Source organism: Burkholderia sp. BCC1638, assembly GCF_902833195.1.
Classification (GTDB): Bacteria; Pseudomonadota; Gammaproteobacteria; order Burkholderiales; family Burkholderiaceae; genus Burkholderia; species Burkholderia diffusa.
The window spans coordinates 13,399-40,091 of record NZ_CADFEC010000009.1 but is presented as its reverse complement, the minus strand read 5'-3'; the positions used below and the strand labels follow the sequence as shown (position 1 = coordinate 40,091).

General features: G+C 67.7%; 23 protein-coding genes. 12 read left to right on the top strand and 11 right to left on the bottom strand.

Translation table 11 applies throughout. The features are described 5' to 3' along the window. Positions 1-167: 167 nt before the first annotated feature. Positions 168-1,841 carry an electron transfer flavoprotein-ubiquinone oxidoreductase gene (locus HWX22_RS13025; RefSeq protein WP_175915774.1) on the top strand — a complete coding sequence of 558 codons (1,674 nt, stop codon included), beginning with the start codon at positions 168-170 and terminating at the stop codon, positions 1,839-1,841. A 117-nt stretch (positions 1,842-1,958) separates the two neighbouring features. Here the strand turns inward: HWX22_RS13025 and HWX22_RS13020 are convergent, their stop codons facing one another. From HWX22_RS13020 to rbsK, 3 genes are read right to left on the bottom strand one after another with little or no spacing between them, the layout of a single operon-like run. Beyond that, positions 1,959-2,906: a dihydrodipicolinate synthase family protein gene (locus HWX22_RS13020; protein WP_175915773.1), complete on the bottom strand. Its 948-nt coding sequence runs from the start codon at positions 2,904-2,906 to the stop codon at positions 1,959-1,961. Positions 2,907-2,950: 44 nt separating this feature from the next. Continuing rightward, positions 2,951-4,270, bottom strand: coding sequence for an MFS transporter (locus HWX22_RS13015; RefSeq protein WP_175908224.1), 1,320 nt, complete (start codon positions 4,268-4,270; stop codon positions 2,951-2,953). Positions 4,271-4,328: 58 nt separating this feature from the next. Next, complete coding sequence (gene rbsK / locus HWX22_RS13010) at positions 4,329-5,258, bottom strand: ribokinase (protein ID WP_175915772.1); 930 nt, start codon at positions 5,256-5,258, stop codon at positions 4,329-4,331. A gap of 238 nt (positions 5,259-5,496) precedes the next feature. Between rbsK and HWX22_RS13005 the strand changes: the two genes are divergently transcribed. Further along, the gene (locus HWX22_RS13005; protein WP_059818029.1) at positions 5,497-6,567 is read left to right on the top strand and encodes a LacI family DNA-binding transcriptional regulator; all 1,071 of its coding nucleotides are present in this window, start codon (positions 5,497-5,499) and stop codon (positions 6,565-6,567) included. Positions 6,568-6,636: 69 nt separating this feature from the next. Here HWX22_RS13005 and aroC read toward each other — a convergent pair whose 3' ends face one another. The 3 genes from aroC to HWX22_RS12990 form a co-directional block, all read right to left on the bottom strand. Beyond that, the gene (gene aroC, locus HWX22_RS13000) at positions 6,637-7,737 is read right to left on the bottom strand and encodes a chorismate synthase (RefSeq protein ID WP_059524168.1); all 1,101 of its coding nucleotides are present in this window, start codon (positions 7,735-7,737) and stop codon (positions 6,637-6,639) included. A gap of 197 nt (positions 7,738-7,934) precedes the next feature. Beyond that, on the bottom strand, positions 7,935-9,869 hold the full coding sequence (locus HWX22_RS12995; protein WP_059524166.1) for an MFS transporter: 1,935 nt from the start codon (positions 9,867-9,869) through the stop codon (positions 7,935-7,937). 139 nt (positions 9,870-10,008) lie between these two features. Beyond that, positions 10,009-10,470 carry a CBS domain-containing protein gene (locus tag HWX22_RS12990; RefSeq protein WP_059524164.1) on the bottom strand — a complete coding sequence of 154 codons (462 nt, stop codon included), beginning with the start codon at positions 10,468-10,470 and terminating at the stop codon, positions 10,009-10,011. Positions 10,471-10,627: 157 nt separating this feature from the next. Here HWX22_RS12990 and HWX22_RS12985 point away from each other — a divergent pair, with 157 nt between their 5' ends. Further along, on the top strand, positions 10,628-10,945 hold the full coding sequence (locus tag HWX22_RS12985; protein WP_059524162.1) for an Mpo1-like protein: 318 nt from the start codon (positions 10,628-10,630) through the stop codon (positions 10,943-10,945). 18 nt (positions 10,946-10,963) lie between these two features. On the opposite strand, the gene HWX22_RS12980 is transcribed toward HWX22_RS12985, so the two are convergent. Further along, positions 10,964-12,295 carry a YihY family inner membrane protein gene (locus HWX22_RS12980; protein ID WP_059818028.1) on the bottom strand — a complete coding sequence of 444 codons (1,332 nt, stop codon included), beginning with the start codon at positions 12,293-12,295 and terminating at the stop codon, positions 10,964-10,966. A 142-nt stretch (positions 12,296-12,437) separates the two neighbouring features. Between HWX22_RS12980 and wrbA the strand changes: the two genes are divergently transcribed. From wrbA to HWX22_RS12960, 4 genes are read left to right on the top strand one after another with little or no spacing between them, the layout of a single operon-like run. Continuing rightward, positions 12,438-13,058 (top strand): NAD(P)H:quinone oxidoreductase, encoded by a 621-nt coding sequence (gene wrbA, locus HWX22_RS12975; protein ID WP_175908218.1) that lies wholly within the window; start codon positions 12,438-12,440, stop codon positions 13,056-13,058. Beyond that, positions 13,055-13,447 (top strand): DUF2069 domain-containing protein, encoded by a 393-nt coding sequence (locus tag HWX22_RS12970; protein ID WP_059818024.1) that lies wholly within the window; start codon positions 13,055-13,057, stop codon positions 13,445-13,447. The genes wrbA and HWX22_RS12970 overlap by 4 nt, the downstream gene beginning before the upstream one ends. A gap of 20 nt (positions 13,448-13,467) precedes the next feature. Then, complete coding sequence (locus HWX22_RS12965; protein WP_175908363.1) at positions 13,468-14,889, top strand: FAD-binding oxidoreductase; 1,422 nt, start codon at positions 13,468-13,470, stop codon at positions 14,887-14,889. Between the two features lie 25 nt (positions 14,890-14,914). Beyond that, a complete protein-coding gene (locus HWX22_RS12960) occupies positions 14,915-15,742 on the top strand; it encodes a metallophosphoesterase (RefSeq protein ID WP_175908216.1) in 828 nt (275 codons plus the stop codon). A 55-nt stretch (positions 15,743-15,797) separates the two neighbouring features. Here the strand turns inward: HWX22_RS12960 and HWX22_RS12955 are convergent, their stop codons facing one another. Continuing rightward, a complete protein-coding gene (locus tag HWX22_RS12955; RefSeq protein WP_175908214.1) occupies positions 15,798-15,956 on the bottom strand; it encodes a hypothetical protein in 159 nt (52 codons plus the stop codon). 125 nt (positions 15,957-16,081) lie between these two features. After that, positions 16,082-17,023, bottom strand: coding sequence for a LysR family transcriptional regulator (locus tag HWX22_RS12950; RefSeq protein WP_059818018.1), 942 nt, complete (start codon positions 17,021-17,023; stop codon positions 16,082-16,084). Between the two features lie 157 nt (positions 17,024-17,180). On the opposite strand from HWX22_RS12950, the gene HWX22_RS12945 reads away from it, so the two are divergent. Genes HWX22_RS12945 through HWX22_RS12930 form a run of 4 tightly spaced genes read left to right on the top strand, consistent with a single transcriptional unit; the run spans position 17,181 to position 22,078 of the window. Next, the gene (locus tag HWX22_RS12945; RefSeq protein WP_175908210.1) at positions 17,181-18,773 is read left to right on the top strand and encodes an efflux transporter outer membrane subunit; all 1,593 of its coding nucleotides are present in this window, start codon (positions 17,181-17,183) and stop codon (positions 18,771-18,773) included. 15 nt (positions 18,774-18,788) lie between these two features. After that, positions 18,789-20,990 (top strand): FUSC family protein, encoded by a 2,202-nt coding sequence (locus tag HWX22_RS12940; RefSeq protein ID WP_175915771.1) that lies wholly within the window; start codon positions 18,789-18,791, stop codon positions 20,988-20,990. Continuing rightward, complete coding sequence (locus HWX22_RS12935) at positions 20,987-21,190, top strand: DUF1656 domain-containing protein (RefSeq protein ID WP_011351756.1); 204 nt, start codon at positions 20,987-20,989, stop codon at positions 21,188-21,190. The genes HWX22_RS12940 and HWX22_RS12935 overlap by 4 nt, the downstream gene beginning before the upstream one ends. 12 nt (positions 21,191-21,202) lie before the next feature. Further along, complete coding sequence (locus HWX22_RS12930) at positions 21,203-22,078, top strand: HlyD family secretion protein (protein ID WP_047900486.1); 876 nt, start codon at positions 21,203-21,205, stop codon at positions 22,076-22,078. A gap of 36 nt (positions 22,079-22,114) precedes the next feature. Here HWX22_RS12930 and HWX22_RS12925 read toward each other — a convergent pair whose 3' ends face one another. Both HWX22_RS12925 and HWX22_RS12920 read right to left on the bottom strand, forming a co-directional pair. After that, positions 22,115-23,143, bottom strand: coding sequence for an EpsG family protein (locus HWX22_RS12925; RefSeq protein ID WP_175915770.1), 1,029 nt, complete (start codon positions 23,141-23,143; stop codon positions 22,115-22,117). Between the two features lie 196 nt (positions 23,144-23,339). Next, positions 23,340-25,013, bottom strand: a complete 1,674-nt coding sequence (locus HWX22_RS12920; RefSeq protein ID WP_175915769.1) for a methyl-accepting chemotaxis protein — start codon at positions 25,011-25,013, stop codon at positions 23,340-23,342. A gap of 398 nt (positions 25,014-25,411) precedes the next feature. On the opposite strand from HWX22_RS12920, the gene HWX22_RS12915 reads away from it, so the two are divergent. Beyond that, positions 25,412-26,650, top strand: coding sequence for an MFS transporter (locus HWX22_RS12915; protein WP_059524136.1), 1,239 nt, complete (start codon positions 25,412-25,414; stop codon positions 26,648-26,650). Positions 26,651-26,693 lie beyond the last annotated feature (43 nt).

Genomic DNA, 26,693 nt, shown 5'->3' with positions numbered 1-26,693 from the left:
TTTCGATGTCGTTTCGCCGCCGCGGGCGCCCTGTCCCACGCAGCATAACCCTAGCACAAAAAATAGAACGATCGTGCTAATCTACGCGCATGCTGTTGCGGCAAGCGTTTCGTTTCGCAGACAATACGCTCCCGAATAAAAGCATTCTAACGGTTAGAGGAACGCCAATGACCCCCGCAAGCCTCATCGAGCAATACGGCCCGCGCGAATCAATGGAATACGACGTCGTGATCGTCGGCGGCGGCCCCGCCGGGCTGTCGGCGGCGATCCGGCTCAAGCAACTGGCCGCCGAGAAAGGCACCGAGATCGGCGTGTGCGTGCTCGAGAAGGGTTCCGAGATCGGCGCGCACATCCTGTCGGGCGCGGTGATGGACCCGCGCGCGATCACCGAACTGTTCCCCGACTGGAAGGAACAGGGCGCGCCCTTGAACGTCGAGGTGACGGAAGACCGCTTCCTGTTCCTGTCCGAGAAGAGCGCCGTCACGACGCCCAACTGGGCGCTGCCCGACAACTTCAAGAACCACGGCAACTACGTGATCTCGCTGGGCAACGTCACCCGCTGGCTCGGCGCGCAGGCGGAAGCCTTGGGCGTCGAGATCTTCCCCGGCTTCCCCGCTGCCGAGATTCTCTACAACGACGACGGCTCGGTGAAGGGCGTCGCCACTGGCAACATGGGCGTGGGCAAGGACGGCGAGCCGACCGAGAACTTCCAGCTCGGCATGGAGCTGCACGCGAAGTACACGCTGTTCGCCGAAGGCTGCCGCGGCCACCTCGGCCGTCAACTGATCTCGAAGTTCAAGCTCGACGCGAACGCCGATCCGCAGGCGTACGGGATCGGGATCAAGGAACTGTGGGAAATCGATCCCGCGAAGCACAAGCCGGGTCTCGTGATCCACACGGCCGGCTGGCCGCTGAAGTCGGACACCTACGGCGGCTCGTTCCTGTATCACATGGACAACAATCAGGTCGTGGTCGGCTTCGTGGTGGGCCTGGGCTACACGAACCCGTACCTGTCGCCGTTCGAAGAATTCCAGCGCTACAAGACGCATCCGTCGATCCGCGCGTTTCTCGAAGGCGGCAAGCGCGTGTCGTACGGCGCGCGGGCGATCACGGCCGGCGGCCTGCTGTCGCTGCCGAAGACGGTGTTCCCGGGCGGCGCGCTGATCGGCGACGACGCGGGCTTCCTGAACGCATCGCGGATCAAGGGCAGCCACGCGGCGATCAAGACCGGCATGCTGGCGGCGGACGCCGCGTTCGACGCGCTGCAGGCCGGCCGTCAGAGCGACGAGCTCAACGCGTATCCGGACGCCTTCAAGCAATCGTGGCTGCATACGGAGTTGTACCGCGCGCGCAACTTCAAGCAGTGGATGGCCAAGGGGCTGTACCTCGGCACGCTGATGGTCGGGCTCGAGCAGAAGGTGATGGGCGGCAACGTGCCGTGGACGCTGCATCACAAGCATGCGGACCACGAGATGCTGAAGCCGGCGTCGCAATGCACGCCGATCGAGTATCCGAAGCCGGACGGCAAGCTGACGTTCGACCGGCTGTCGTCGGTGTTCATCTCGAACACGAACCACGAGGAGAACCAGCCGGCGCACCTGACGCTGAAGGACGCGAACGTGCCGGTGAACGTGAACCTGCGTACGTACGCGGGGCCCGAGGGACGCTTCTGCCCGGCGGCGGTGTACGAGTTCGTGAAGAACGACGACGGCAGCGACCGGCTGGTGATCAACGCGCAGAACTGCGTGCACTGCAAGACCTGCGACATCAAGGACCCGACGCAGAACATCGTGTGGGTCACGCCGGAAGGCGGCGGCGGGCCGAATTACCCGAACATGTAACCTGCCGGAAAACGCCGCCTTGCGCGGCGTTTTTTTCGTCCCGTCAGCATTCGACGCCGCCCTGCCCGCCACCGGGCGCGCGATTGCCGCACCGAACCGCGCCCCGAACCGGAGGCGCTAACGCGCCGCAATCCGCCGACGGAAATGCTCGGTGCCGGACACGATCTTGTCGAGCACCGCGTCGAGTGCCCAGAACCGCTCGCGCACGTCGTAGTCGATCGCACGGCAGCGAATCGATCCGAACGTGCCGATCCGTTGATGGTAGATCTTCGCGAGCGCCGGGTAGCCAAGCGCTTCCGACACCGCCGAGAGCACCAGGAACGTCGACAACTCGTCGGCAAGCACCGGATCCGAGTCGCCCTGCGTGCGCAGCCACCGATACAGATCGGGATGGAAGTTGGTGAACACGCCGTTGAAACCGGCGGAGCCCGCCTTCATCGCATCCCATGCGATCGCGGCGTTCGCATTCAGGATCTTCATCGGCGAGCCCGCGGCCAGCGCAACGCGCCGCTTCACCGTCTCCAGGTCGCAGCTCACGTCCTTCAACATCACGAAGCGGCCCGTGTCGATGCACGCGCGCAGTTCGTCATCGGACAGCAATCGCCGATAAGGCGCCGGACATTCATACAAGCCGAGCGGCAGATCCGTCGGCAATCGGGCGAGCAATTTGTGAAGATGATCGAGAAACGCGGCGCTGCCCTTGCGCTGTGGATCGAGGCGGTTGGTCACGAGCACGACGCCCTGCGCACCCGATTCCGCCGCGGCGCACAGCTCGGCGACCTGCGCGTCCAGATCTTCGCTGACGTGCCCGGACGCGACGACAGGCACACGCCCGGCCACCCGCTCGACCACGAAACGCGCAAGTTCCGCACGTTCTGCGAGACTCAGGAATTGCATCTCGCTCGATTGCGCGACCGCGAACAGCGCATCCGAGCCGTGCGCCAGATACCATTCGATGAGTCGTTCGAGGCCCGCGTAGTCGATTGCGCCGGCATCGTCGAACGGCGTCAGCATCACCGGCACGATCCCTTCGATGGTCGTGCTCGCCTGCTGATGTGATTGCATCTGTTTCTCCTTCCTTCAGTGAATACAGGGGGTAGCCGGCGGCCTCAGGCCGGCAGCGCTCCGCGCGCGGCACTCGCGGACTGCTCGGGAATCGGCTTGCGCACCAGCAGCAGGTAAGCCATCGCGCCGGCGAAGGCGATTGCCGCCGCGGTCAGCAGCGCCGGCACGAACGACCACTTCTGCGCGATGACACCCGTCAGGATCGGCGCGAGCGCACCGCCGATGAAGCCGCCGAAATTCTGGATCGCGCCGAGCGATGCGACACGGCTCGGCGGTGCGGCCGCCGTCGCGAGCGCCCACGAACATGCCGATGCCGCATTGGCGAGAAAGATCACGACCGAAATGCATGCGAGCGCGACCGTATTGCTCTGCACGAGCGCAGCCGGAATCGTGAACGCGACCATGCCGAGCATCGCGACGACCACCGCATTGCGCCGGCTCACGACCGGCGAGCGGCTGCGGCGCGTCACCAGATCCGACAGCCAGCCGGCAACGAGCGAACCGACGAACCCGCACAGGAACGGCACGGATGCCGCAAACCCGGTGCGAATGAGGCTCATGTGACGCTCCATCGTCAGATATCCCGGCAGCCAGGTCAGGTAGACCCAGTTCAGATACACCGAACCGAAGAAGCCAATCAGCATGCCCCAGGTCGTGCCGTGCGAAAACAGGCTGCGCCAGTCGGCGAAGGTCAGCTTGGGGGCCGCGACGGTCGTCTGCGCATCGGCATCGAGATACCCTCGTTCCGCCGCGGTCAATTGCGCACGCGCCGGATCGCGATACGACGCAAACCAGACGACGGCGACCACGAGACCGAGTGCCCCCGTGATGAAGAACGCCCAGCGCCAGTCGAACGACGCGACGAGCACCGACAGCAGCAACGGCGCGAGCGCGGTACCGAGCGGCGATGCCGCGTTGAAGATCCCGGTCGGCGTACCGCGTGCGCGCAACGGAAACCAGTTGCTCACCACCCGCGCCGCCGACGGGAACTGCGGCGCCTCGCCGATGCCGAGCACGATGCGCGCGACGATGAACCAGCCGAAGGTGGACACGAGGCCGCCCGCCATCTGCGCGAACGACCAGACGATCAGCCCGATGCCGAGCAGCCGGCGCGGCCCGATGCGATCGACGAGCCCGCCGACCGGAAACTGGCACAGCGCATAGCTCCACGAGAACGCCGACAGCAGCAACCCCATCTGCGAGAGCGACAGCCCGAGATCGTTCCGGATTGCCGAACTCGCGACGGCCAGCGTGCCGCGATCGAGATAGTTGACGATTCCGCTCGCCATCAGCAGCGCGAGCGCGATACGTTGTCCGCGCCGGATACGTGGCGGCGCAGTCGGAACAGCCTGGTCTTCGTTCATTTCGAATGTCTCCATGTCATAGGCGGGTGTCTGCCCGCGCCTTCCGTCGTCGCGGAATCTATACCGCCATGCTCTCCACTTCCTCGCGTGTCGGAATCGACGTCTGCGCGCCGTGGCGCGTGACGCTGATCGCGGCAGCACGCTGGCCGAACGCGATCGCGTCGTCCATCGACGCACCGCTCGCCCGGGCGGCCGCGAATCCGCCGACGAAGGTGTCGCCGGCCGCCGTCGTATCGACGGCGACCACCGCCATGGCCCGATGGCGGCCGTTCCCCGCGCTGCCGCGCCAGCAGACGCCGCGCGCGCCCAGCGTGACCAGCACGTTGCCGACGCCTTTCGCGCGCAGCGCCTCGGCGGCGCGCACCGCCGAGGCGTCGTCGCCGACGGCGATGCCGGTCAGCGATTCCGCTTCCGTTTCGTTGACGACGAGGTAGTCGATCCGCGCCAGCAATGCGTCGAACAGCGGCCGTGCAGGCGCCGGATTGAGCAGCACTGGCGTGCGATGCGCGATCGCACTGCCGATCGCGCGCGCGACGGTCTCGATCGGCACCTCGAGCTGGCACACCATCAGCGCCGCACCGGCGATCGTGTCGCGCGCTTCGTCGATCAATTCGGCATCGAGGCGCGCGTTCGCACCGGGCACGACCACGATGCTGTTCGCCCCGTGCGCATCGACCGTGATCGTCGCGACGCCGGTTGCCTCGCCGTCGATCCGGTGCAGGTGCGCCACGTCGATGCGTTCGGCCGCCAGCGCGTCGTGCAGGCGCGCCCCGAACGCGTCGTCGCCGACGCAGCCGATCATCGCGACCGATGCACCCAGACGGGCCGCCGCCACCGCCTGGTTCGCCCCCTTGCCGCCGTGAACGGTCCGGAACGCCGTGCCGAGCAGCGTTTCGCCCGGCACGGGCAGCCGTGGCGCATGCGTGACGAGGTCGACGTTGATGCTGCCGACGACCGCGATTCGAGGGGACTTTGCGTGACTCTTCATTCGATGTAACCGCTTACATTTGCGACAAACAAAATAGCCGGAGCGGCCATCGTCGACGAAAATTTCACAATGCGGATGCAACCTGTGTCTGACATAATACGGAATGGCATCAAGATAGCGCTTACATTCGCACAGGCGTCACCGGGAATGCAAGCGGGACCACGATGAATCGAGGGTAAACGATGGCGTTTTTGACCACGCGCGACGCCTGCGAGGCAGCCGCGCCCGAGGATGACCGATGAGTATGCCCTCATCCAGCGGCGGCACGACTCGCGCACGCCGCGGCAGCGGCCGATCGGTGCTCGGGGATGTCGCGAAACTCGCCGGCGTGTCGACCGCGACCGTTTCGCGTGTGTACAACGATCCCGGCAAGGTCTCGGCCGACGTGCAGCAGCGCGTGCGCGACGCGGCACGCGCGCTGAACTGGATTCCCAACGCGGCCGGCCGAGCACTCGCCTCCACGCGCACTCACATCACGGGTGCGATCATCCCGACGCTCGACGACCAGGTGTTCGCGTCGCAGGTAGCGGGCATGCAGGCGGTCATGGCCGAGCACGGCATCACGCTGTTCCTGGGCTGCTCGAATTACGACCCGGCACAGGCGCTCGCGCAGGTGCGCGCGATGCTGTCGCGCGGCGTCGAAGCCGTGTCGCTGGTCGGCGAAGCCTATCCGCCGGAAGTATTCGAACTGCTCGACCTGCATCGGGTGCCGTATGTCGTCACCTATGCTTACCGCGACGACAGCCCGCACTGCTGCATCGGCTTCGACAACCGTGCGGCATTCGCACGACTGACCACGCACCTGCTCGACCTCGGGCATCGCGATTTCGCGATCATCATGCAGCCTTCGGCGGACAACGACCGTGTGCAGGCCCGCCTGCGCGGCATCCACGACACGCTCGCCGCGCGCGGGCTCGCGGTCCGGCCGATCCACCAGCATGAGGGCCCCGCCACGATCGCGTTCGGGCGCGCGAGCCTGCGCGCGATCGCCGACAGCGGGGCGACGCGCCCGACGGCCGTGATCTGCGGCAACGACGCACTCGCGCTCGGCGCCCTGCTGGAAGCGCAGGCGATCGGCCTCGATGTGCCGTCGCAATTGTCGATCACCGGCTTCGACGATGTCGCGCTGGCTCGCGAGATCCGGCCCGCGCTGACGACGATGTGGGTCGACACCGACGCAATCGGCCGCAAGGCCGCCCGCGCGTTGCTCGACGCACTCGAGCACGGCGAAACCGGGCCCGGTTACGCGATACTGCCGGAACTGCGGGTGCGCGAATCGGCCGCGCCGCCGAATTCGGCGGCTCAATGAAAACGGGGCGCCTCAGGCGCCCCGTTTCGCATCGAATCGATCGAGCCGGCGCTTGCCGGCCCCGCTGCCTCAGGTCGCGCTGCCCGCGATCTTCGGCGTCGGCGTCTCGACGTCGCCGCACTGCGCGCGATGGCGCAGCGCATGGTCGATCAGCACCAGCGCGAGCATCGACTCGGCGATCGGCGTCGCGCGAATGCCGACGCACGGGTCGTGACGACCGAAGGTTTCGACCGTCGCCTCTTCGCCGGACTTCGTGATCGAACGGCGCGGCGTGCGGATGCTCGACGTCGGCTTGATCGCGATCGACACGGTGATGTCCTGCCCCGTCGAGATCCCGCCGAGCACACCGCCCGCATGGTTGCCGACGAAACCGGCCGGCGTCAGTTCGTCGCCGTGCACCGAGCCGCGCTGCGCGACGCTGTCGAAGCCCGCGCCGATCTCGACGCCCTTCACCGCGTTGATGCTCATCATCGCCTTCGCGATGTCCGCGTCGAGCCGGTCGAATACCGGCTCGCCCCAGCCGACCGGCACGCCGGACGCAACGACGTCGATGCGCGCGCCGATCGAATCGCCGTCCTTGCGCAGCGCGTCCATGTAGGCTTCCAGCTCCGGAACGACCGCCGCGTTCGGCGAAAAGAACGGGTTCTCGCGAACGTGCGACCAGTCGACGAACGGCACGTCGATCTCGCCGAGACCGCTCATGTAGCCGCGCACCTCGACGCCGAAACGCTCGCGCAGCCATTTCTTCGCGACCGCGCCCGCGCCGACGATCGGCGCGGTCAGGCGCGCGGATGAGCGACCGCCGCCGCGGTAGTCGCGGATGCCGTATTTCTGCCAGTAGGTGTAGTCGGCATGGCCGGGTCGGAACGTCTCGACGATGTTGCCGTAGTCCTTGCTGCGCTGGTCGGTGTTGCGGATCAGCAGCGCGATCGGCGTGCCGGTCGTCACGCCTTCGAACACGCCGGACAGGATCTCGACCTCGTCGGCCTCCTGGCGCTGCGTCACGTGCCGCGAGGTGCCGGGCTTGCGGCGATCGAGTTCGATCTGGATGTCGGCTTCGGTCAGCCCCATTCCCGGCGGGCAGCCGTCGATCACGCAGCCGATCGCGGGACCGTGCGATTCGCCGAAGGTCGTGACAGTGAAAAGCGTGCCGAGGGTATTGCCGGACATGATGGAACCGCCCAAAGAGAATTGGACAAACCGATGCGCTGCCGGGACCGCTGGCAGGCCGATCGTTTGCCGGTCGAGAAAAGGAAGTAAACCGCTATTATGCCAGCCGTCCCGTGCCCGCGGGCCGTGTGAACCGTTCAGACCACACGGGCCGGCCGCGCGGGCGGCCCGGCGCGAGCCGCCGGGCCCGCCCCTGCTCACTTTCGCGCGCCGCGCAACTCGGTCACCGCGGCTTGCAACGCCTCGGGCGTCGCGACCGAGGCCGGGATCGGCTCGCCGACCGCGAGCGTCAGCCGGCTCATCACGCCGCGCTTGATGGGTCGCGGCATGCGCGCATCGGTATGACGAGAGAAATAGCTGCCCCACAGCCCGCGCAACGCCATCGGAATCACGGGCGCCGGCGTACGGCTCAGGATTTCGGTGATGCCGTGGTGGAACGTGTTGATGTCGCCCGTCTTGGTCAGCTTGCCTTCCGGGAAGATGCACACGAGTTCTCCATCCTTCAGCGCGGCCTCGCACGCGTCGTACGCACGTGCGAGCATGTCGGGATCCTCGTGGCGCGGCGCGATCGGAATCGCCTTTGCATGCCGGAACACCCAGCTCGCGAAGCGCGTCTTGAAGATCCGGTGATCCATCACGAACCGGATCGGCCGCGGGCTCGCGGCCGCCAGCACCAGCGCATCGACGTAGCTCACGTGGTTGCATACGAGCACCGCCGCGCCGTCTTCCGGGATCCGCTCCGCATGCACGAGGCGAATCCGGTAGAACGTGTGCACCAGCACCCACGCGACGAAGCGCAGCAGGAACTCCGGAACGAGCAGGTAGATGTACGTCGCGACCACGACGTTCAACAGCGCGGTGACGAGGAACAGGCCCGGGATGTCGACGCCGGCCTTGGTCAGCCCCATCGCCATCAGGGCCGACAGGATCATGAACAGCGCATTCAGGATGTTGTTCGCGGCGATGATCCGCGCACGATGGGTCGGCGCGCTGCGACTCTGGATCAGCGCATACAGCGGCACGCTGTAGAAGCCGCCGAACATCGCGAGCAGGAACAGGTCGGCCAGGATGCGCCAGTGGCGCGCGCCGGCCAGGAATTCCCCGACCGACAGCAGATGCCCGGGCGACGGCAGCGCGCGGCTCGCGAAATACAGCTCGATCGCGAACACGCTGATGCCGATCGAGCCGAGCGGCACGAGGCCGATCTCGACGCGCCGCTGCGACAGCCGCTCGCACAGCAGCGAGCCGAGGCCGATCCCGACCGAGAACGTCGCGAGCAGGACCGTGACGACATCGGGGCTCGCGGACAGCACGTCCTTCGCGAAATTGAAGAACGACGTGAGGAACGTCGCGCCGACGAACCACAGCCACGAGATGCCGAGCAGGCTCAGGAACACGGTGCGATTCTGTCGCGCGAGCCCGAGGTTGCGCCACGTCTCGCTGAACGGGTTCCAGTTGATCACGAGATCGGGCTGCGGCGCCGGCGTCGGCGGCACGCGCTGCGCGACGAGCCGTCCCGCGAGCGCGATGACGACGACGCTGACGGCCAGCACACGTTCACCGTTGCCTTCGATGCCCGCGGCCGCTCCGCCGATGATCGTACCGATGAGGATCGCGATGAACGTGCCCATCTCGACGAGGCCGTTGCCGCCGACCAGTTCGTGGTCGCCGAGATGCTGCGGCAGATACGAATACTTGACGGGGCCGAACAGCGTCGAGTGCATCCCCATCATGAACGTGCACAGATACAGCAGCGTCGCGCTGTGCGTGACGAAGCCGGCCGCGCCGACCAGCATCAGCACGATCTCGAAGGTCTTCACGAAGCGCGTGAGCGTCGCCTTGTCGTATTTGTCGGCGATCTGGCCGGATGTGGCCGAGAACAGCACGAACGGCAGAATGAAGATCGCGGAAATCAGGAACGCGGCCGTCTTCGCGTCGACGCCGGAGAAACGCGCGGTGTGATAGGTGACGAGCGATGTGAATCCGATCTTGAACACGTTGTCGTTCAGAGCCCCGAGGAACTGGGTCGTGAAGAACGGCGCGAAACGGCGCTGGCGCAACAGGTCGAACTGCGACGCGTGGGCGCGCCGTTCGCCGCGCGACGCGGAAGAGACTTGCGTGTGATCGCTCATGCGGAATACGCGCGCATCGTCTGGGCGAAGCTGCGCGGGCCTTGTGTTGTTGTCGAAAAAACGGCGGCGCAGGCTGAACCTGCGCCGCCGTGCGCCGAGTGGCAGCGCCCGCGCGTCATGGCACCGGGCGCGACGTGTTTCACGGCTTCTGCGCTTCGGCTTCCGATTCGGATTCCGGCCAGTCGCGGATGTACGCCTTCAGCATCCGGTTCTCGAAGCTTTGCGCCTCGACGACCGTCTTCGCAACGTCGTAGAACGAGATGACGCCCATCAGCACCTTCTTGTCGAGCACCGGCATGTAGCGCGCGTGGCGCTCGAGCATCATCCGGCGCACTTCGTTGACGTCGGTTTCCGGCGTGCACGTGAGCGGCTCGTCCATCACCTTGCGCACCTGCACGTCGCCGATCGCGCCGCCGTTCACGTGGAGGCGCAGGATGATCTCGCGGAACGTCAGCATCCCGACGAGATCGCCGTACTCCATCACGACGAGCGAACCGATATCGTGTTCGGCCATCGTATCGACCGCTTCGCGCAGCGGCTTATCGGGCGTCACCGTAAACAGCGTGTTGCCCTTCACTTTCAGAATATCGCTGACGCGCATCGTAGTCCCCTCATGCTTGAATGCAAATCCGCTTTCGATCCTATCGGAAAGCCTGTCAAAAGGAAAGCGCGGGCCCGCGCGGCGCGGCCGCCCCGCTTGCGGACGCGAGCCGCCCGCCGCACAATGACTCCATCGACAGCGGCCCGAGGAGACGGCCATGGCGCATACGCATACGGATCAATTCGCCAGCTTCGCTGACTTCTACCCGTATTACCTGAACGAACATCAGAACCTCACGTCGCGGCGGCTGCACTTCATCGGCTCGCTCGGCGTGATCGGCTGCGTCGCGATGGCGATCGCGACGGGCCACTGGCCGTGGCTGCCGGCGGCGGTCGTGTGCGGCTACGGATTCGCGTGGGTCGGACACTTCTTCTTCGAGAAGAACCGCCCCGCCACGTTCCGGCACCCGATCTACAGCCTGATGGGCGACTGGGTGATGTTCAAGGACATCTGCACCGGGAAGATCCCGCTGTAACGCCCGCCCGGTGGCGCGTCACGCCGTTTTCGGCGGCCGCGCGTGCGGGTCGGGCGCCCCGCCGGGCACGGGCCCCGGCACGGTCTCCGCCGGCGGCACGCCGGCGAGCCGGTGCTCGGCGATCAGCGACGCAAGCGATACGTCGAACCGGTCGTTCGACAGCACCTCGAGCAATGCCGCCCCTTCGACGTGGCTGCGGCGGCGCTGGAGCTGGTAGGTCAGCTCCGTGCGGTCGATCACGAGCACGTCGAACAGCTGAGCCAGCGTCAGGTGCTCCGGATTCGCCAGCAGGATGTAGCTCGGCGCGAGTTCGCCGCTTTCCAGCCGCGCGATCCATTCCCGCTCCTCCATCGTCAGCAGCAGCCGCTGCGCGGTTTCCATGTCGCAGCGCAACATGGTCGCGAGCCGCATCGCCGTATAGCCCGCCTTGCCGACCGCGCGCGCCTCGGCCAGCCTCGCCAGCAGTTCGAGCGCGTCGAGCAGGTCGCTGCCCGGATAGTGGATGCGATGGAACTGGCCGACGCGAATCGCCGGCAGCGCGGACGCCACCATCGCACCGAGCAGCGCGATGAACCAGCTCAGGTACACCCATAACAGGAACACCGGCAGCGCCGCGAACGCGCCGTATACGGCCGTATAAGTCGGAATGCGCCGCACGTAATAGCCGAAGCCGCGCTTCGCGAGCTCGAACGCGATGGCCGCGAACAGCCCGCCGATCACCGCGTCGCGCCATGCGACCGTGCAGTTCGGCAAATACACGTACAGCAACGTGAACGCGAGCACGGTCAGCGGCAGCGACACGAATGCGAGCAGCCATTCGACGATCGACGTCGACGGCGCGGCGCCGGTGAACGCCAGCGACTGCGTAAACAAGTACGACGAGATCGACAGGCTCACGCCAAACAGCAAGGGCCCGAGCGTGATCAGCGCCCAGTACGCGAGCACGCGCTGCGCGAACGGCCGCGGCTTGCGCACCCGCCAGATCAGGTTGAACGCGGACTCGATCGTCATCATCGTCATCACCGACGTGACGACGAGCGCGATCAGGCCGGCCGTCGTCAGCCCCTTGGCCTTCGACGCGAACTGGTTCAGGTACTTGAAGATCTGGACGTTGAACTGCGCGGGCATCAGGTGATCCGCGAGGAACCCCTGCAGCGAGATCTGGAACGATGCGAACATCGGGAACGCGGTAAACAGCGCGAACGCGACCGTCACGAGCGGCACGAGTGCCAGCATCGTCGTGAACGTGAGGCTGCCCGCCACTTGCGGGATGCGATCCTCGGCGCTGCGCCGGGCCGCGAACTGCGCGAGGCGCTTGAGGGTGTCGAGATCGACGCTCAACTTCGGCAAACGGCTTCTCCTTCTCGATGGCGCGCGCGATGGCGCGCCGCCGCCGCGCTGCGCGACGACTTCAGCCCCTATAATAGCCGCTCGATCCAGCAGGGGCCGACTGCACCGGGCATGCGCGCGGCCGCACGCGGCTCCGCCGCCCATGAAAGACATTCTCGTCCTCTACTACAGCCGTCACGGCGCCACGCGCGATCTCGCGCTCGCGATCGCGAACGGCATCGACAGCGTGCCCGGCATGCAGGCCCGCATCCGCACGGTGCCGCCCGTCTCGACGGTCTGCGAAGCCACCGCCCCCGACATCCCCGACGACGGCCCGCCCTACGCGGAACTCCGCGACCTCGAGGAATGCGCGGGCCTCGCGCTCGGCTCGCCGACCCGCTTCGGCAACATGGCCGCCTCGCTCAAGTATTTCCTCGACGGCACGACCCCGCAATGGCTGTCGGGCGCGCTGACCGGCAAGCCGGCCTGCGTGTTCACGTCGACCGGCAGCCTGCACGGCGGCCAGGAATCGACGCTGCTGTCGATGATGCTGCCGCTGCTGCACCACGGGATGATGATCGTCGGGATCCCGTACACGGAATCCGCGCTCAGCACGACGCGCACCGGCGGCACCCCTTACGGCGCATCGCACGTGTCGCAGCACGATCGCAGCGCGGCCGAAGGGCTGTCGGCCGACGAAAAGGCACTCGCGGCCGCGCTCGGCGTGCGGCTCGCCCGCGCGGCGGCCGCCCTGTCCGCCGCCCAGGCCACCGAAGCCGCATGAACGCGCCCGCCCGCCCCGCCGTCACCGCCCGGCCGCGCTACGCGCTGGCCGCGGCCACGTGCCTCGTCGCGCTGATCGCGTTGTCGCTCGCGTGGGAACTGTGGCTCGCGCCGCTGCGCCCGGGCGGCTCGGCGCTGATGCTCAAGGCCGTGCCGCTCGCGCTCGCGCTGCCCGGCGTGTGGCGGCGTAACATCTATACGATGCAGTGGGCGAGCATGCTGATCCTCGTCTATTTCGCCGAAGGCATCGTGCGCGGCATGTCCGACCGCGGGTTGTCCGCGACGCTCGGCTGGTGCGAGACCGCGCTCGCCGTCGGCTTCTTCGTGGCAGCGCTCGTGTACGTCGCGCCGTTCAAGCGCGCGGCGAAGCGGCAGCGCGCCGCGTCCTGACCCTTACGCGACCGAACGTGATGATTTCTTCCGAAGCCTTCGTATCCGCCTGCCGCGACGCGATCGGCGCCATCTACGTGCTGACCGATCCGCACGACACCGAGCCGTTCCTGACCGACTGGCGCCGCCGCTACAAAGGCAGCGCGTGCGCGGTGCTCAAACCTGCCGATACGGCCGAAGTCGCCGCGCTCGTCCGGCTCGCGAACACGCATGGCGTCGCGCTCGTGCCGCAGGGCGGCAACACGGGCCTCGCCGGCGGTGCGACGCCTGACGCAAGCGGCGGCCAGGCCGTGCTGAGCCTCGCGCGCCTGAACCGCGTGCGCGCGCTCGATCCGCACAACAACACGATCACGGTCGAAGCCGGCGTGATCCTCGCCGACGTGCAGGCACGCGCCCGCGAAGGCGGCCGACTGTTCGCGCTGAGCCTCGCCGCCGAAGGCAGCTGCACGATCGGCGGCAACCTGTCGACCAACGCGGGCGGCACCGCGGTGCTGCGCTACGGCAACGCGCGCGAGCTGTGCCTCGGGCTCGAGGTCGTGACGGCGCAGGGCGAGATCTGGGATGGCCTGCGCGGTCTGCGCAAGGACAACACGGGCTACGACCTGCGCGACCTGTTCATCGGCGCGGAGGGCACGCTCGGCATCATCACGGCCGCCGTGATGAAGCTGCATCCGCTGCCGGCCGCGCAGGTCACCGCGCTGGCCGCGCTGGAGTCGCCGCACGCGGCGCTCGACTTCCTCGCGCTCGCGCAGCGCGCGGCCGGCCCGCTGCTGACCGGCTTCGAGCTGATGTCCGACTTCTGCATGCAGCTCGTCGGCAAGCACTATCCGCAACTGCGCTACCCGTTCGACCGCACGCATGCGCAGACGGTGCTGCTCGAACTGTCGGACAACGAGAGCGAAACGCATGCGCGCGCGCTGTTCGAGAAACTGATGGAAGAGGCGTTCGAGGCCGGGCTCGTGGTCGACGCGGTGGTCGCGGAAAATCTCGCGCAGTCGCGTGCGTTCTGGGACCTGCGCGAACACATCCCGCTCGCGCAGGCCGACGAAGGACTGAACATCAAGCACGACATCGCGGTGCCGATCTCGTCGATCGCGCGCTTCATCGACGAAACCGACGCAGCAATCCAGCAAGCCGCGCCGGGCGCGCGGATGGTCACGTTCGGCCACCTCGGCGACGGCAACCTGCACTACAACGTGCAGACGCCCGAAGGCGGTGACCCGAAGGCGTTCCTCGCGGAATTCCAGAAACCGATCAATCGCATCGTCTACGACAACGTGCACCGTCACCACGGCACGATCAGCGCGGAGCACGGGATCGGCCAGTTGAAGATCGACGACGCCCAGCGCTACAAGTCGCCGGTCGAAACGGCGCTCATGCGCACGCTGAAGACCGCGCTCGACCCGCGCGGGCTGATGAATCCCGGCAAGGTCCTGCGCTGAAGCCCCCCACCCCGGAGCGATGTTCATGAGAGTCCGCGTCCTGTCCGACCTGCATCTCGAAAGCAACCAGCCCGACACGATCGCACATGCCGACGCGGATCTCGTCGTGCTGGCCGGCGACATCCACAATCACGCGGAAGGCCTGCGCTGGGCCGCCGAAACGTTCGCCCCCGACGTGCCGGTGATCTACGTGCCGGGCAACCACGAGTACTACGACGGGGAATTCGGCGCGCTCGAAACCGCGATGCGCGACGCCGCGCAGGCGATCGACAACGTGCATTACCTGAACAACGGCGTGTACGTCGATCCGGCACAGCGCTTTCGCGTGCTGGGGACGACGCTGTGGTCCGATTTCTCGCTGTTCGGCGCCGACGAGGCGAGCATCGCACGCGCGATCGACGCCGGCATGCGTGTGATGCTCGATTTCAAGGGCTTGATCCAGGTGACGTGGCCGCACAATGCGGCACTGCATGCGGCGGAAGCGCCGGAGCGGGATTTCACGCCGGCCGACGCGATCGCGCTGCACCGGCAAGGCCGCGCGTGGCTGGAAGCACGGCTCGCGACGCCGTTCGACGGCCGCACGATCGTCGTCACCCATCATGCGCCGCACCTGCGCTCGCTCGCCGAGCGTTACGCGGAAGACCTGGCGTCGGCGGGATTCGTCACGGACATGGCGGAACTCGTGCGGCCGCCCGTGGACCTGTGGATCCACGGCCACACGCATACTTCATTCGATTACGTGACCGACAGCGGCACGCGCGTGGTGTGCAACCCGCGCGGCTATATCCACCGGCGCACCGGCGAACTGGAAAATCCCGCGTTTGCGTGGGACAGAGTGGTCGAGCTCGGCTGAGCGCCGGGCCATCCGGCCGCGTGATGCGGCCCTCCCGATCCGAAAGGCCGCCCGATCAGCGATCGGCGCGGCGCGATCCGTTCGCCGACGGGCGTACCCGCACCGGCGCCGGCTTCATCCGTGCCTTCATCGCGCGCAGCAGATCGCGCGTCGCCGCGGCGGCGGCAGCCGCACCAAGCAGAACTCCAAGGCCGATCATCAGTTGCGTATCCATTGCGACTCCGGGTATGGGCAGATCCAAATCTCTCTGATTTGAACAGTATCAAACTGTCCGCCGTCCGAGGGTAAAAAAATGTTGCGCGAAGGACAAATCTCGTCAGATCGGGCTCGACCGCGCGCTCATGTCGCAGCCGTGAACTGCGCGAGCGCGGCTTCGTCGGCTTCGAGCGTGGCCGGCAACTCATCGCGCAGAAAATCGACCCAGGTGCGGATTTTCGCGTCGAGGTACTGGCGCGACGGATACAGCGCGTAGATGTTCATCACGTGCGACCGGTATTCGGGCATCACGCGCACGATGTGTCCGCTGCGCAGCCCGCCGATCGCCGAATAGAGCGGCAACCCGCCGATCCCCATCCCTTCCCGCACGGCCACCGCGAGCGCCTCGGCGACGTTCACGCGGAACGGTGGCGCCGTGATCGGAATCACCTCGTCGCCGTGCGGCCCCGACAGCGACCACTCGTCGAAGTGAAAGCCCGGCGCGACCATCCCGAGACAGACGTGCTGCTTGAGATCCGCGGGCGTCCGCGGCACGCCGTGCGCGTCGACATAGCCCGGCGACGCACACACGACGCTGTAGCTCTCGCCGAGCCGCTGCGACACCAGCCCCGAATCGGGCAGGTCGCGGCCCACGACGATCGCGACGTCGTACCCCTCGTCGAGCAGGTCGGGCATCCGCTGCGCGAGCGTCAGTTCGACGTGCACGTCCGGATAGCGCTGCCGATAGCGCGCGATGGCCGGCACCAGGTAGTGCTGCCCGAGGCTCGTGAAGCAATGGACCTTCAGCTTGCCCGACGGGCGCGCGTGCGCGTCGCCCGCTTCGGCTTCGGCCTGTTCGACGTACGCGAGGATTTGCTCGCAGCGCTGCAGGTAGCGCTCGCCTGCCTCGGTCAGCGCGATCCGGCGTGTCGTCCGGTTCAGGAGGCGCGTGCGGAGGTGCGCCTCGAGATCCGACACGGCGCGCGATGCATAGGCGGTAGTCGAATTCATCTGCTGGGCGGCCGCGGTAAAGCTTCCCGCGTCGACCACACGGACGAATACCCGCATGTTTTGTAACGTATCCATCCCATTACCCGTTTGAATCCGGAGGGATTGTTGCACAGGGGCGAACAAATATTATCTCAGGATTCGTAAAAATGACTTGCACCCTTGTCCATTTATTCAGGAATCACTGAAAAATATAATCGCATCCGACTCATCTATATCCGAAAGGGAGAAAATCGTGCGGTCTCCGGCAACAAAAGGGACGCTGGCACTGGCGGTTCTTGCAGTCTCATTAATAATGGCCGGATGCGCGAGCATGGGCGACAACAAGCCGCAGTCCGCGCGCATCGAAGCGAACACGCTCGATGCCGGTGCCGCCATCCGCGCGGCGGACCACGACGCGGGCTGGCCCGCGTCCGACTGGTGGCGCGCGTACCGCGACCCGCAACTCGACGCGTGGATCGCCGCCGCGCAGGCCGGCAACCCCACCCTCGCGGCCGCCGAGGCCCGCGTGCGCGAAGCACAGGCGATGGCCCGCGTGGCCCGTTCGGCGGAACTGCCGCAGATCAACGGCAACCTGTCGCTGATGCGCCAGCACTGGCCCGACAACGTGTACTACGGGCCCGGACCGCTCGCCGACACCGACACGTGGAACAACACCGGCACGCTCGGCCTGTCGTACCACCTCGACCTGTGGGGCAAGGACAAGAACGCGACCGAGCGCGCGCTCGACACCGCGCATGCAACCGCGGCCGACGCACGGGCGGCCAAGCTCGAGCTCGAGGTCAACGTCGTGCGCGCGTATGTCGGCATGTCGATGAACTACGCGCTGCTCGATCTCGCGCACGAAACGTTCGAACGCCAGCGCTCGCTGGCCGATCTCGCGCGCAAGCGCCTGCAGGCCGGCCTCGGCACGCAGCTCGAAGTCAGCCAGGCCGAATCGACGCTGCCCGACTACGAGCGCCAAATCGACAGCTATGAAGAAGCGATCCAGCTCGCGCGCCACCAGCTCGCCGCGCTCGCGGGCAAGGGCCCGGGCGCCGGCGATGCGATCAAGCGGCCGAGCCTGTCGCTCGACGCGCCGGCCGGCTTGCCGTCCGCGATGCCGGCCGACCTGCTCGGCCGCCGCCCGGACGTCGTCGCGGCCCGCTGGACGGTCGACGCGCAGGCACGGGGCATCGATGTCGCGAAAGCCGCGTTCTACCCGAACATCGATCTGCTCGCGACGGTCGGCGGCTTCGGCGTGACCGCGCCGTTCACCGACTTCCTGCGCGCGATGAACGGCGGCTGGACGGCCGGCCCCGCGCTGTCGCTGCCGATCTTCGAAGGCGGCCGCCTGCGCGCGCAACTCGGCGCGGCCGACGCCGGCTACGACCAGGCCGTCGAGCGCTACAACCAGACGGTCGTCGGCGCGCTCAAGGACATCGCCGACCAGGTCGTGCGGATCCGCTCGCTCGATACGCAGAAGAAGGACGCCGCGCGCTCGGTGGCCGCCAACGACCGCAGCTACCAGCTGTCGCGCGAAGGCTTCCGCCGCGGCCTGACCGATTACGTGAACGTGCTGGTCGCGCAACAGCAGCTGCTGCGCGCGCAGGAGACGGCAGCCCGCATCGACGCGGAGCGCCTCGCCGCGCACGCGCAGCTGATGGCTGCGCTCGGCGGCGGCGTCGAGCCGGAAACGGACGTTCAGGCCGGCCATCCGCCGCACGACGAATCCGCCGCGAGCGCCGCCGCGCCGGCCACCGCATCGGGTGCGAAGCCCGCCGTGGCCGCCGTCCGGCCCGCGCAGGTCGCAACCGCCGCCGCGACCGCCGCGCCGGCCGCACGGTAACGCGGAGCGACCGCCATGTCCGCCTCCTCCCCCGCTTCCACACATGCCGCCGGCCCGCTCGCGGCCTGGTCCGCCGCGTTCGGCGACTGGGCCCGCAGCGACGGCGCCGCGTGGCTCTATCTGTTCAAGGCACTGCTTGCCGCGTTCATCGCGACCGGCGTGTCGATGCGGCTCGACCTGCCGGCGCCGAAGACGGCGATGACCACGGTGTTCATCGTGATGCAGCCGCAAAGCGGCGCGGTGCTCGCGAAGAGCTTCTACCGGGTCGCCGGCACGATCTTCGGGCTGATCGCGACGCTCACGTTCGTCGGGCTGTTCCCGCAGCAGCCGCAGCTGTTCCTGCTGGCCGTCGCGCTGTGGGTCGCGCTGTGCACGGCCGGCGCCGCGCGCAACCGCAACTTCCGCAGCTACGGCTTCCTGCTCGCCGGTTACACGACCGCGCTGATCGGCCTGCCGGCATCGCAACACCCGGACGGCGCGTTCATGAGCGCGATGACGCGGGTCGCCGAGATAATGGTCGGGATCGTGTCGGCAGGCGTCGTCAGCGCGCTGGTGTTTCCGCAGTACACCGGCGAGCAGATGCGCACGACGGTACGCAAGCGCTTCAGCAGCTTCGTCGACTACGTCGCGGCGGCGCTGTCGGGCCAGCTCGACCGCGCGCACATCGAAACCATCCATACGCGCTTCGTCGCGGACGTGGTCGGCTTCGAAGCGGCGCGCAGCATGGCCGTATTCGAGGATCCGGACACGCGGATGCGCAGCGGCCGCCTCGCGCGTCTGAACAGCGAGTTCATGAGCGTATCGAGCCGCTTTCACGCGCTGCATCAGTTGATGAACCGGCTGCGCGCGGCCGGCGCGCAGGCCGCGATCGATGCGATCGAGCCGTACTTCCGCGAGATCGCGCCACTTCTGACGCGCAATGGCGAACCGGTGCGCTCGTCGGCCGACGCCGCGCTCGCGGCCGAGCAGCTGCTCGCGTGGCGCGACGCGCTGCCGCGCCGCATCCGCGCGACGCGCGCCGCGCTCGAGACGCAGCCGGATTTTCCGCTGCTCGACTTCGACACGGCCACCGAGCTGTTGTACCGCTTCATCACGGATCTGCACGAATACGCGGCGACCTATGCATCGCTGTCGACCGCGACGCACGAGCGCGAACGCTGGATCGAGCGCTACGAGCCGCGCACCAACGTGACGGCGATGGTGATCGCGGCGATTCGCACCGCGACCGTGATCCTGGTGCTCGGCTGGTTCTGGATCGAGACCGCGTGGCCGAGCGGCGTGACGATGACGCTGACGGCCGCGGCCACCTGCGCGCTCGCGTCGTCGACACCGCGGCCGACCGCGATGTCCGCGCAGATGGGCATGGGTACCGCGCTGGCCGTCTGCACGGGCTTCCTGCTGACGTTCGGCATCTACCCGCACATCGACGGCTTCCCGCTGCTGTGCGCGGCCCTCGCGCCGCTGCTCGCGATCGGCATCTTCATGACGATGAAGCCGAAGCTCGCGGGCTACGGGATGGGCTACCTGATCTTCTTCAGCTTCCTCGCCGGCCCCGACAACATCACGCACTACGACCCGATGAGCTTCATGAACGATGCGCTCGCGCTGGTGCTGTCGATGCTCGTCTCGGCGATCGCGTTCGCGGTGCTGTTTCCGCCGACCGCGCCGTGGCTCAAGAAGCGGCTGTTCGCCGACCTGCGCCATCAGGTGGTCGCCGCGTGCCACGCACGGCTTGCCGGACTGCGCACGCGCTTCGAGAGCGGCGCGCGCGACCTGATGTATCAGGCGCACACGCTGTCGGCCGACCAGCCCGACGTGCAGCGCGACGCGCTGCGCTGGATGTTCGCGGTGCTGGAGACGGGCAACGCGGCGCTCGACCTGCGCACCGAGCTGGCGACGCTGCCGTCCGACCCGCGCTATGCGCCGACGACGCCGTGGCGACGCGCGATCGAGACGATGCGCACCGCGCTGTCCGCGCTGTTCCGCAAGCCGGACGCGGCGCGCTTCGACGCGACGCTCGACGCGGTCAACGCCGCGATCGACGCGACCCGGCAGACGCTCGATGCGTTCACGCCGTCGCGCGAGGAGCGCCATCGGCTGCAGCGCATCCTGAGTCATCTGCATTTCGTACGCACGGCGCTGCTCGATCCGGAATCGCCGCTCGAGCCGCTCAACCGCAACCGCCCTGTGCGTCCCCAACAAGGAGCCTCGTCATGATGCCGCGTGAAATCGCCATTCTCGATGCCTACATGCCCACGGTGGTCCTGATGTTCGTCCTGGGCGCGCTGGCGACCTGGGCCGTCGACCGCCTGCTCGCCTACACGGGCCTCTACCGTCTCGTCTGGCACCCGTCGCTGTTCCGCGCGTGCCTTCTCGTCTGCATTTGCGGCGGACTGAGTCTTGCCGTTTACCGTTGATTCCGAACCATCATGATTCTCAGAAAACTCTTCGGCTTCGTCGCGACCGCCGTCATCCTTCTCGTCGCGATCCTGATCGGGCGCTCGCTGTGGGTGCACTACATGGACGATCCCTGGACGCGCGACGGGCGCGTCCGTGCCGAGATCGTCAACGTCGCGCCGGACGTGTCGGGCGCGATCGTCGAACTGCCCGTGCATGACAACCAGCTCGTGAAAAAGGGCGACCTGATCATGCAGATCGACCCGTCGCACTACCAGATCGCGGTCGAGCAGGCGCAGGCGGCCGTCGCCGCCCGCCGCGCGGAACTGCAGATGCGCCGCGACGACGCGGCCCGCCGTGCCGACCTTGACGCGCTCGTCGTGTCGAAGGAAAACCGCGAGAACGCCGCGCACAGCGCATCGAGCGCCGACGCGCAGTACCAGCAGGCGATCGCCGCACTCGACGCCGCGAAGCTCAATCTCGAACGCACGCGCGTGGTCGCGCCGGTCGACGGCTACATCACGAACCTGCAGACGTTCAAAGGCAACTACGCGGTGGCCGGCCAGGCGAAGCTCGCGATCGTCGACAGCCATTCGTTCTGGGTCTACGGCTACTTCGAGGAAACCAAGCTGCCGCGCGTGAAGGTCGGCGCACCGGCCGAGATGCGGCTGATGAGCGGCGGCGTGATGAAGGGCCACGTCGAGAGCATTTCGCGCGGCATCTACGATCGCGACAACCCGCAAAGCCGCGACCTCGTCGCGGACGTGAATCCGACCTTCAACTGGGTGCGCCTCGCGCAGCGCGTGCCGGTGCGCATCCGCATCGACGAAGTGCCGGCCGACGTGGTGCTGTCGGCGGGCACGACCTGCACGGTCATCATCGATCCGGACAAGCAGAAAAAGTCGTGATGAAACGCTGGCCGGGCGGCGCCCCGCCCGGCCGCGTCATTCCCAGAAGAACCGGTAAGGCAGGAACGGCGACGGGCCGAGCCCGTATTCGCCGAGCATGTTGCGCAGCCGCATCGCGAAGCCGACGGCGCCGATCACGACCAGCGCGACGATCACGTGCCGGCGTCGGATCCCCGGCACGTGCTGCAGCGGCACGAACTGACAGCCCATCGCGAACAGCACGAGCCACTGGAAACGCAGCCCCGCATAGCTGATCCGCGCGAGCGCGAAGCTCGCGATCTCGCAGACGAACAAAAACACGAGCGTGCGCGGCATGCGCGCCAGCAGCACCCAGCCGGCAGCGAGCGTCAGCAACGCAAGCACGAGCGGCGCGCCGCCCGACATCTGCGCGGGCGGCGTGAACGCCGCATACAGGCCGACCTTCGCGAGCAGCGCGTCGTGATGCATCGCGAACAGCACGCCGCCGATCGCGACCGCCAGCCCCGCATAGCGCAGCATGCGCAACCGCCCGACCTGCAGCAGCACGACAAGCAGCGCCGCCGACACGTGCATCACGGTCGCCGCGGCCGCGAACGCGAACGACGCGCCGTGCCGCCTGCGCGCCCATGCGTCCGATGCGAGCTTCGCGACGCAGAACGCGACGCCGTAGCGCACGCCGCTCATCGCCATGTCGTAGAAGAACAACGGAAAGATCAGCGTGGCGAACACGCATGCGTCCTCGGCGCTCCGGCCGAACGCGGCGACGCACGCGACGACGACCAGCAGCGACAGGATCGCCAACGCGATGTGCGGATCGTGCCCGAGCCACGCGAGCGCGCGCACGAGCCAGACGAAACCCGGTTCGAGCGTGCGCGGCACGACCTTCAGGTTGCCGCTCCAGATGCCGGTAATGATGTCGAGGTAGATCGCCGTGTCGGTGCCCGTCCGGCCCCGCAGCACGGCGAACGCGGCGGCCGGCGCGATGCCCGCCGCGAGCCATCGCCACGCGGCCATGCGCGTGCGCATGCCGATGGCCGCGGACGCGAGCATCCACAGGTATCCCGTCAGGTAAATCGTCATCGTCATTGTTGTGACCCGCTCGGCGTGCGGTCGCACCGGAGTCGGTGCGCATGCGCCGCGGGTTCTGGCCCCCGCTATGTGGAGGCGCATTGTAAGGGATTGCGCGCGGGCCGACTGCCGGGTTTGTCACCGATCGACAGCAGCCCGCCAGCCTGCGCGTCGCGGGCGGGACGGCCCGCAACGGAGTGGGACGATGCGACGCTCAGGCCGCGATGCGAAAGCGTCCGACCAACAACTTGAGCGCCTGCGCCTGCTCGTCCAGCGCGTTCGCTGCGGCGGCCGCCTGTTCGACGAGCGCCGCGTTCTGCTGCGTGCCGGCATCCATCTGTGTGACGGCGCGGCCGATCTCGTCGATCCCCGCGCTCTGCTCGTCCGACGCCGCGGAAATTTCGCCGATGATGTCGGTCACGCGCTTGACCGCCCGCACCACGTCGTTCATCGTGCGGCCCGCATCGTGCGCGAGCGCTGCGCCGTTCGCGACGCGCTCGACCGACGCGCCGATCAGCCCACGGATCTCCTTCGCCGCGGTCGCCGCGCGCTGTGCGAGCAGCCGCACCTCGCCCGCGACCACCGAAAAACCGCGTCCCTGCTCACCCGCGCGCGCCGCCTCGACCGCGGCGTTCAACGCGAGAATGTTGGTCTGGAACGCGATCCCCTCGATCGTGCCGATGATGTCGCGAATGTTCTTCGCGCTGTCGTCGATCTCGCTCATCGTCGCGACCACGCGTCCGACGACTTCGCCGCCCGCCTCCGCGACCGCCGACGCATTGGCCGCGAGCGCGCTCGCCTGCCGCGCGTTCTCGGCGTTCTGCCGCACCGTCGAAGTGAGTTCCTCCATGCTGGCCGCGGTGCGCTCGAGCGCGACGGCCTGCTGCTCGGTGCGCCGCGACAAGTCGAGGTTGCCGGTCGAGATCTCGCCGGACGCGGCCGCGATCGCCTCGGCGCTGACGGCGATCTCGCCGACGGTCGCCGCCAGCCCGGTCTGCATGTCGGACAGCGCACGCACCATGCTGTCGCGGTCGTGCCGGGCGAGCGATATCGGCCGTGCGAGGTCGCCGCGCGCGATGTCGGCGGCGATCGCCTTCGCCTCCGCGGGCTCGCCGCCGAGCTGCGACGCGAGGCGGCGCACGACCCCTTCGGCAATCGCGATCGCCAGCACGATCAGCGCAGCCGTCATCGCCGCGATCATCGCGAACGACGACGAGAAGATCGTTGCGGACGCATCGAGCGTCGCCTTCGACTTCGCGCCGCGCGTCTTCACGAGCATCGCGACGAGTTTCTCGAGCTTGCCGGTTTCGACCAGCAGCGACACGTCCTGCGTGCCGACCTGCCAGTTCATCTGCGACAGGTCGAGCGGCTGCGCCTGCACGAGCGCGACGAAATCGCGCAAATGGCCGCTCCACGTGCCGACCGCCATCGAGAATGCGCGCAGTCGCGCGGAATCGTCCGCATCGGCCGGATCCGCGTATCGCTGCAGCGTCGCGAGCGCCTGGCCGATCGACGCGAGCCCCGCGCCGACCTCGGCGCCCAGGTCGTCGCGCTCCTTCGCGGTGGTGGCGGTCAGCAGCATCTTCTGCGCGCGGCTCGCGCGCAGCACCTCGGCGCGCACCTCCTCCGCCGCCCGGCTCGCGACGTGCCCCTGCTCGTAGACCGACGCAATCGATGCGTTCAGCCGGCTGATCTGCCACAGCGAAAACACGCCGATCGCGAGCGTGCCGGCCAGCAGGATCGCGAACGCGGCGCGCAACGTCGCCTTGACCGTCCACGGCCGGGATTCGCGCCGGGCTGCGCGCGCACGCCGTGCGGCTGGCCTGGCGGCTCCGTCGGATGCGGCGGCGGCCGCAACCGGCCGCGGATGCAATGAAGCTGCTTTCATCGATATATCCCCGTATTGATCATGCCGCCGGAAAGGTCGGTTCCGGCGGCCGGCATTCCCGCGCTGGCCCGCCATGCCGCGCGCCCTGCGCTCGCCCGGCTCGTGGCCGGTGCCGCATGTGATGTCATTGGTCCTTCTACGGCCGCCATCGGCGCGCCTTGAGTCCGGGCAAACACCGATTCGTCCCGCGCGACCGCCACGAAAGGCAGACGCGCCGCAGCGTTATACCTGGCCAAAAAACGGCGTCATGGCCGAATCGTCACAACAATGTCCGAATCGCGACAAAACTTGGCCTGACATTCTCGATACGCCACATTAGACTTCTTTGACGCAACAACGATTCGAACGCGCCGATCCCCATCAGAGCGCGTCCCGCCACCTCAACTCGCTCAGCTCACATGGAAACCAGCCTCGATACGGGCGCCGGCGCGACAGCCGCAGCCCAGCCGTCTGCCCCACCCGCTCCGCGTACCGTCTACCCCGTGCTCGGCGCGATCAGCTTCTCGCACATGCTCAACGACATGATCCAGTCGTTGATCCTCGCGATCTATCCGATGCTCAAGAGCCAGTTCGCGCTGTCGTTCGCGCAGATCGGCCTGATCACGCTGACCTACCAGATCACCGCGTCGCTGTTGCAGCCGCTCGTCGGCCTGTACACGGACAAGCGGCCGAAGCCGTATTCGCTGCCGGTCGGGATGGGCTTCACGCTCGCGGGGCTGCTGCTGATGTCGGCCGCGCAGAACTTCCCGACGCTGCTGGCGGCGGCGGCGCTGGTCGGCTGCGGCTCGTCGGTGTTCCATCCGGAATCGTCGCGCGTCGCGCGGATGGCATCGGGCGGCCAGCACGGGCTCGCGCAGTCGCTGTTCCAGGTCGGCGGCAACGCCGGCTCGGCACTCGGGCCGCTGCTCGCCGCGCTGGTGATCATTCCGCACGGCCAGCACAGCATCGCGTGGTTCTCGGCAGCCGCGCTCGTCGCGATGGTCGTCCTCACGCAGATCGGCCACTGGTACAAGAAGCATCCGTCGATGAAGAAAAAGGCCGCAGCGGCCGGCCATCCGACGTTGTCGCAGGGCCGCGTGCTCGCCGCGATCGGCGTGCTGGTGCTGCTGGTCTTCTCGAAGTACTTCTACCTCGCGAGCATCAACAGCTATTTCACGTTCTACCTGATCGACAAGTTCCACCTGTCGGTGCAGGCCGCGCAGATCCACCTGTTCGTGTTTCTCGCGGCAGTCGCGGCCGGCACGCTGATCGGCGGGCCGGTCGGCGACCGGATCGGCCGCAAGTACGTGATCTGGGTGTCGATCCTCGGTGTCGCGCCGTTCACGCTGCTGCTGCCGTACGCGAACCTGTTCTGGACGAGCGTGCTGAGCGTGATCATCGGCGTCGTGCTGGCGTCGGCGTTCGCCGCGATCCTCGTCTACGCGACGGAGCTGATGCCCGGCAAGGTCGGAATGGTCGCGGGCCTGTTCTTCGGCTTCGCGTTCGGCCTGGGCGGCGTGGGTGCCGCCGTGCTCGGCCAGCTCGCGGATGCGACGAGCATCACGTTCGTCTACAAGGTGTGCTCGTTCCTGCCGCTGATCGGCGTGCTGACGGTGTTCCTGCCGAACCTCGAAAGCAGCCGGCGCAAGAAGGCGTGACGAACCGGCCGCGGCATGTGTGCCGCGGCCGGTCGACCGATTC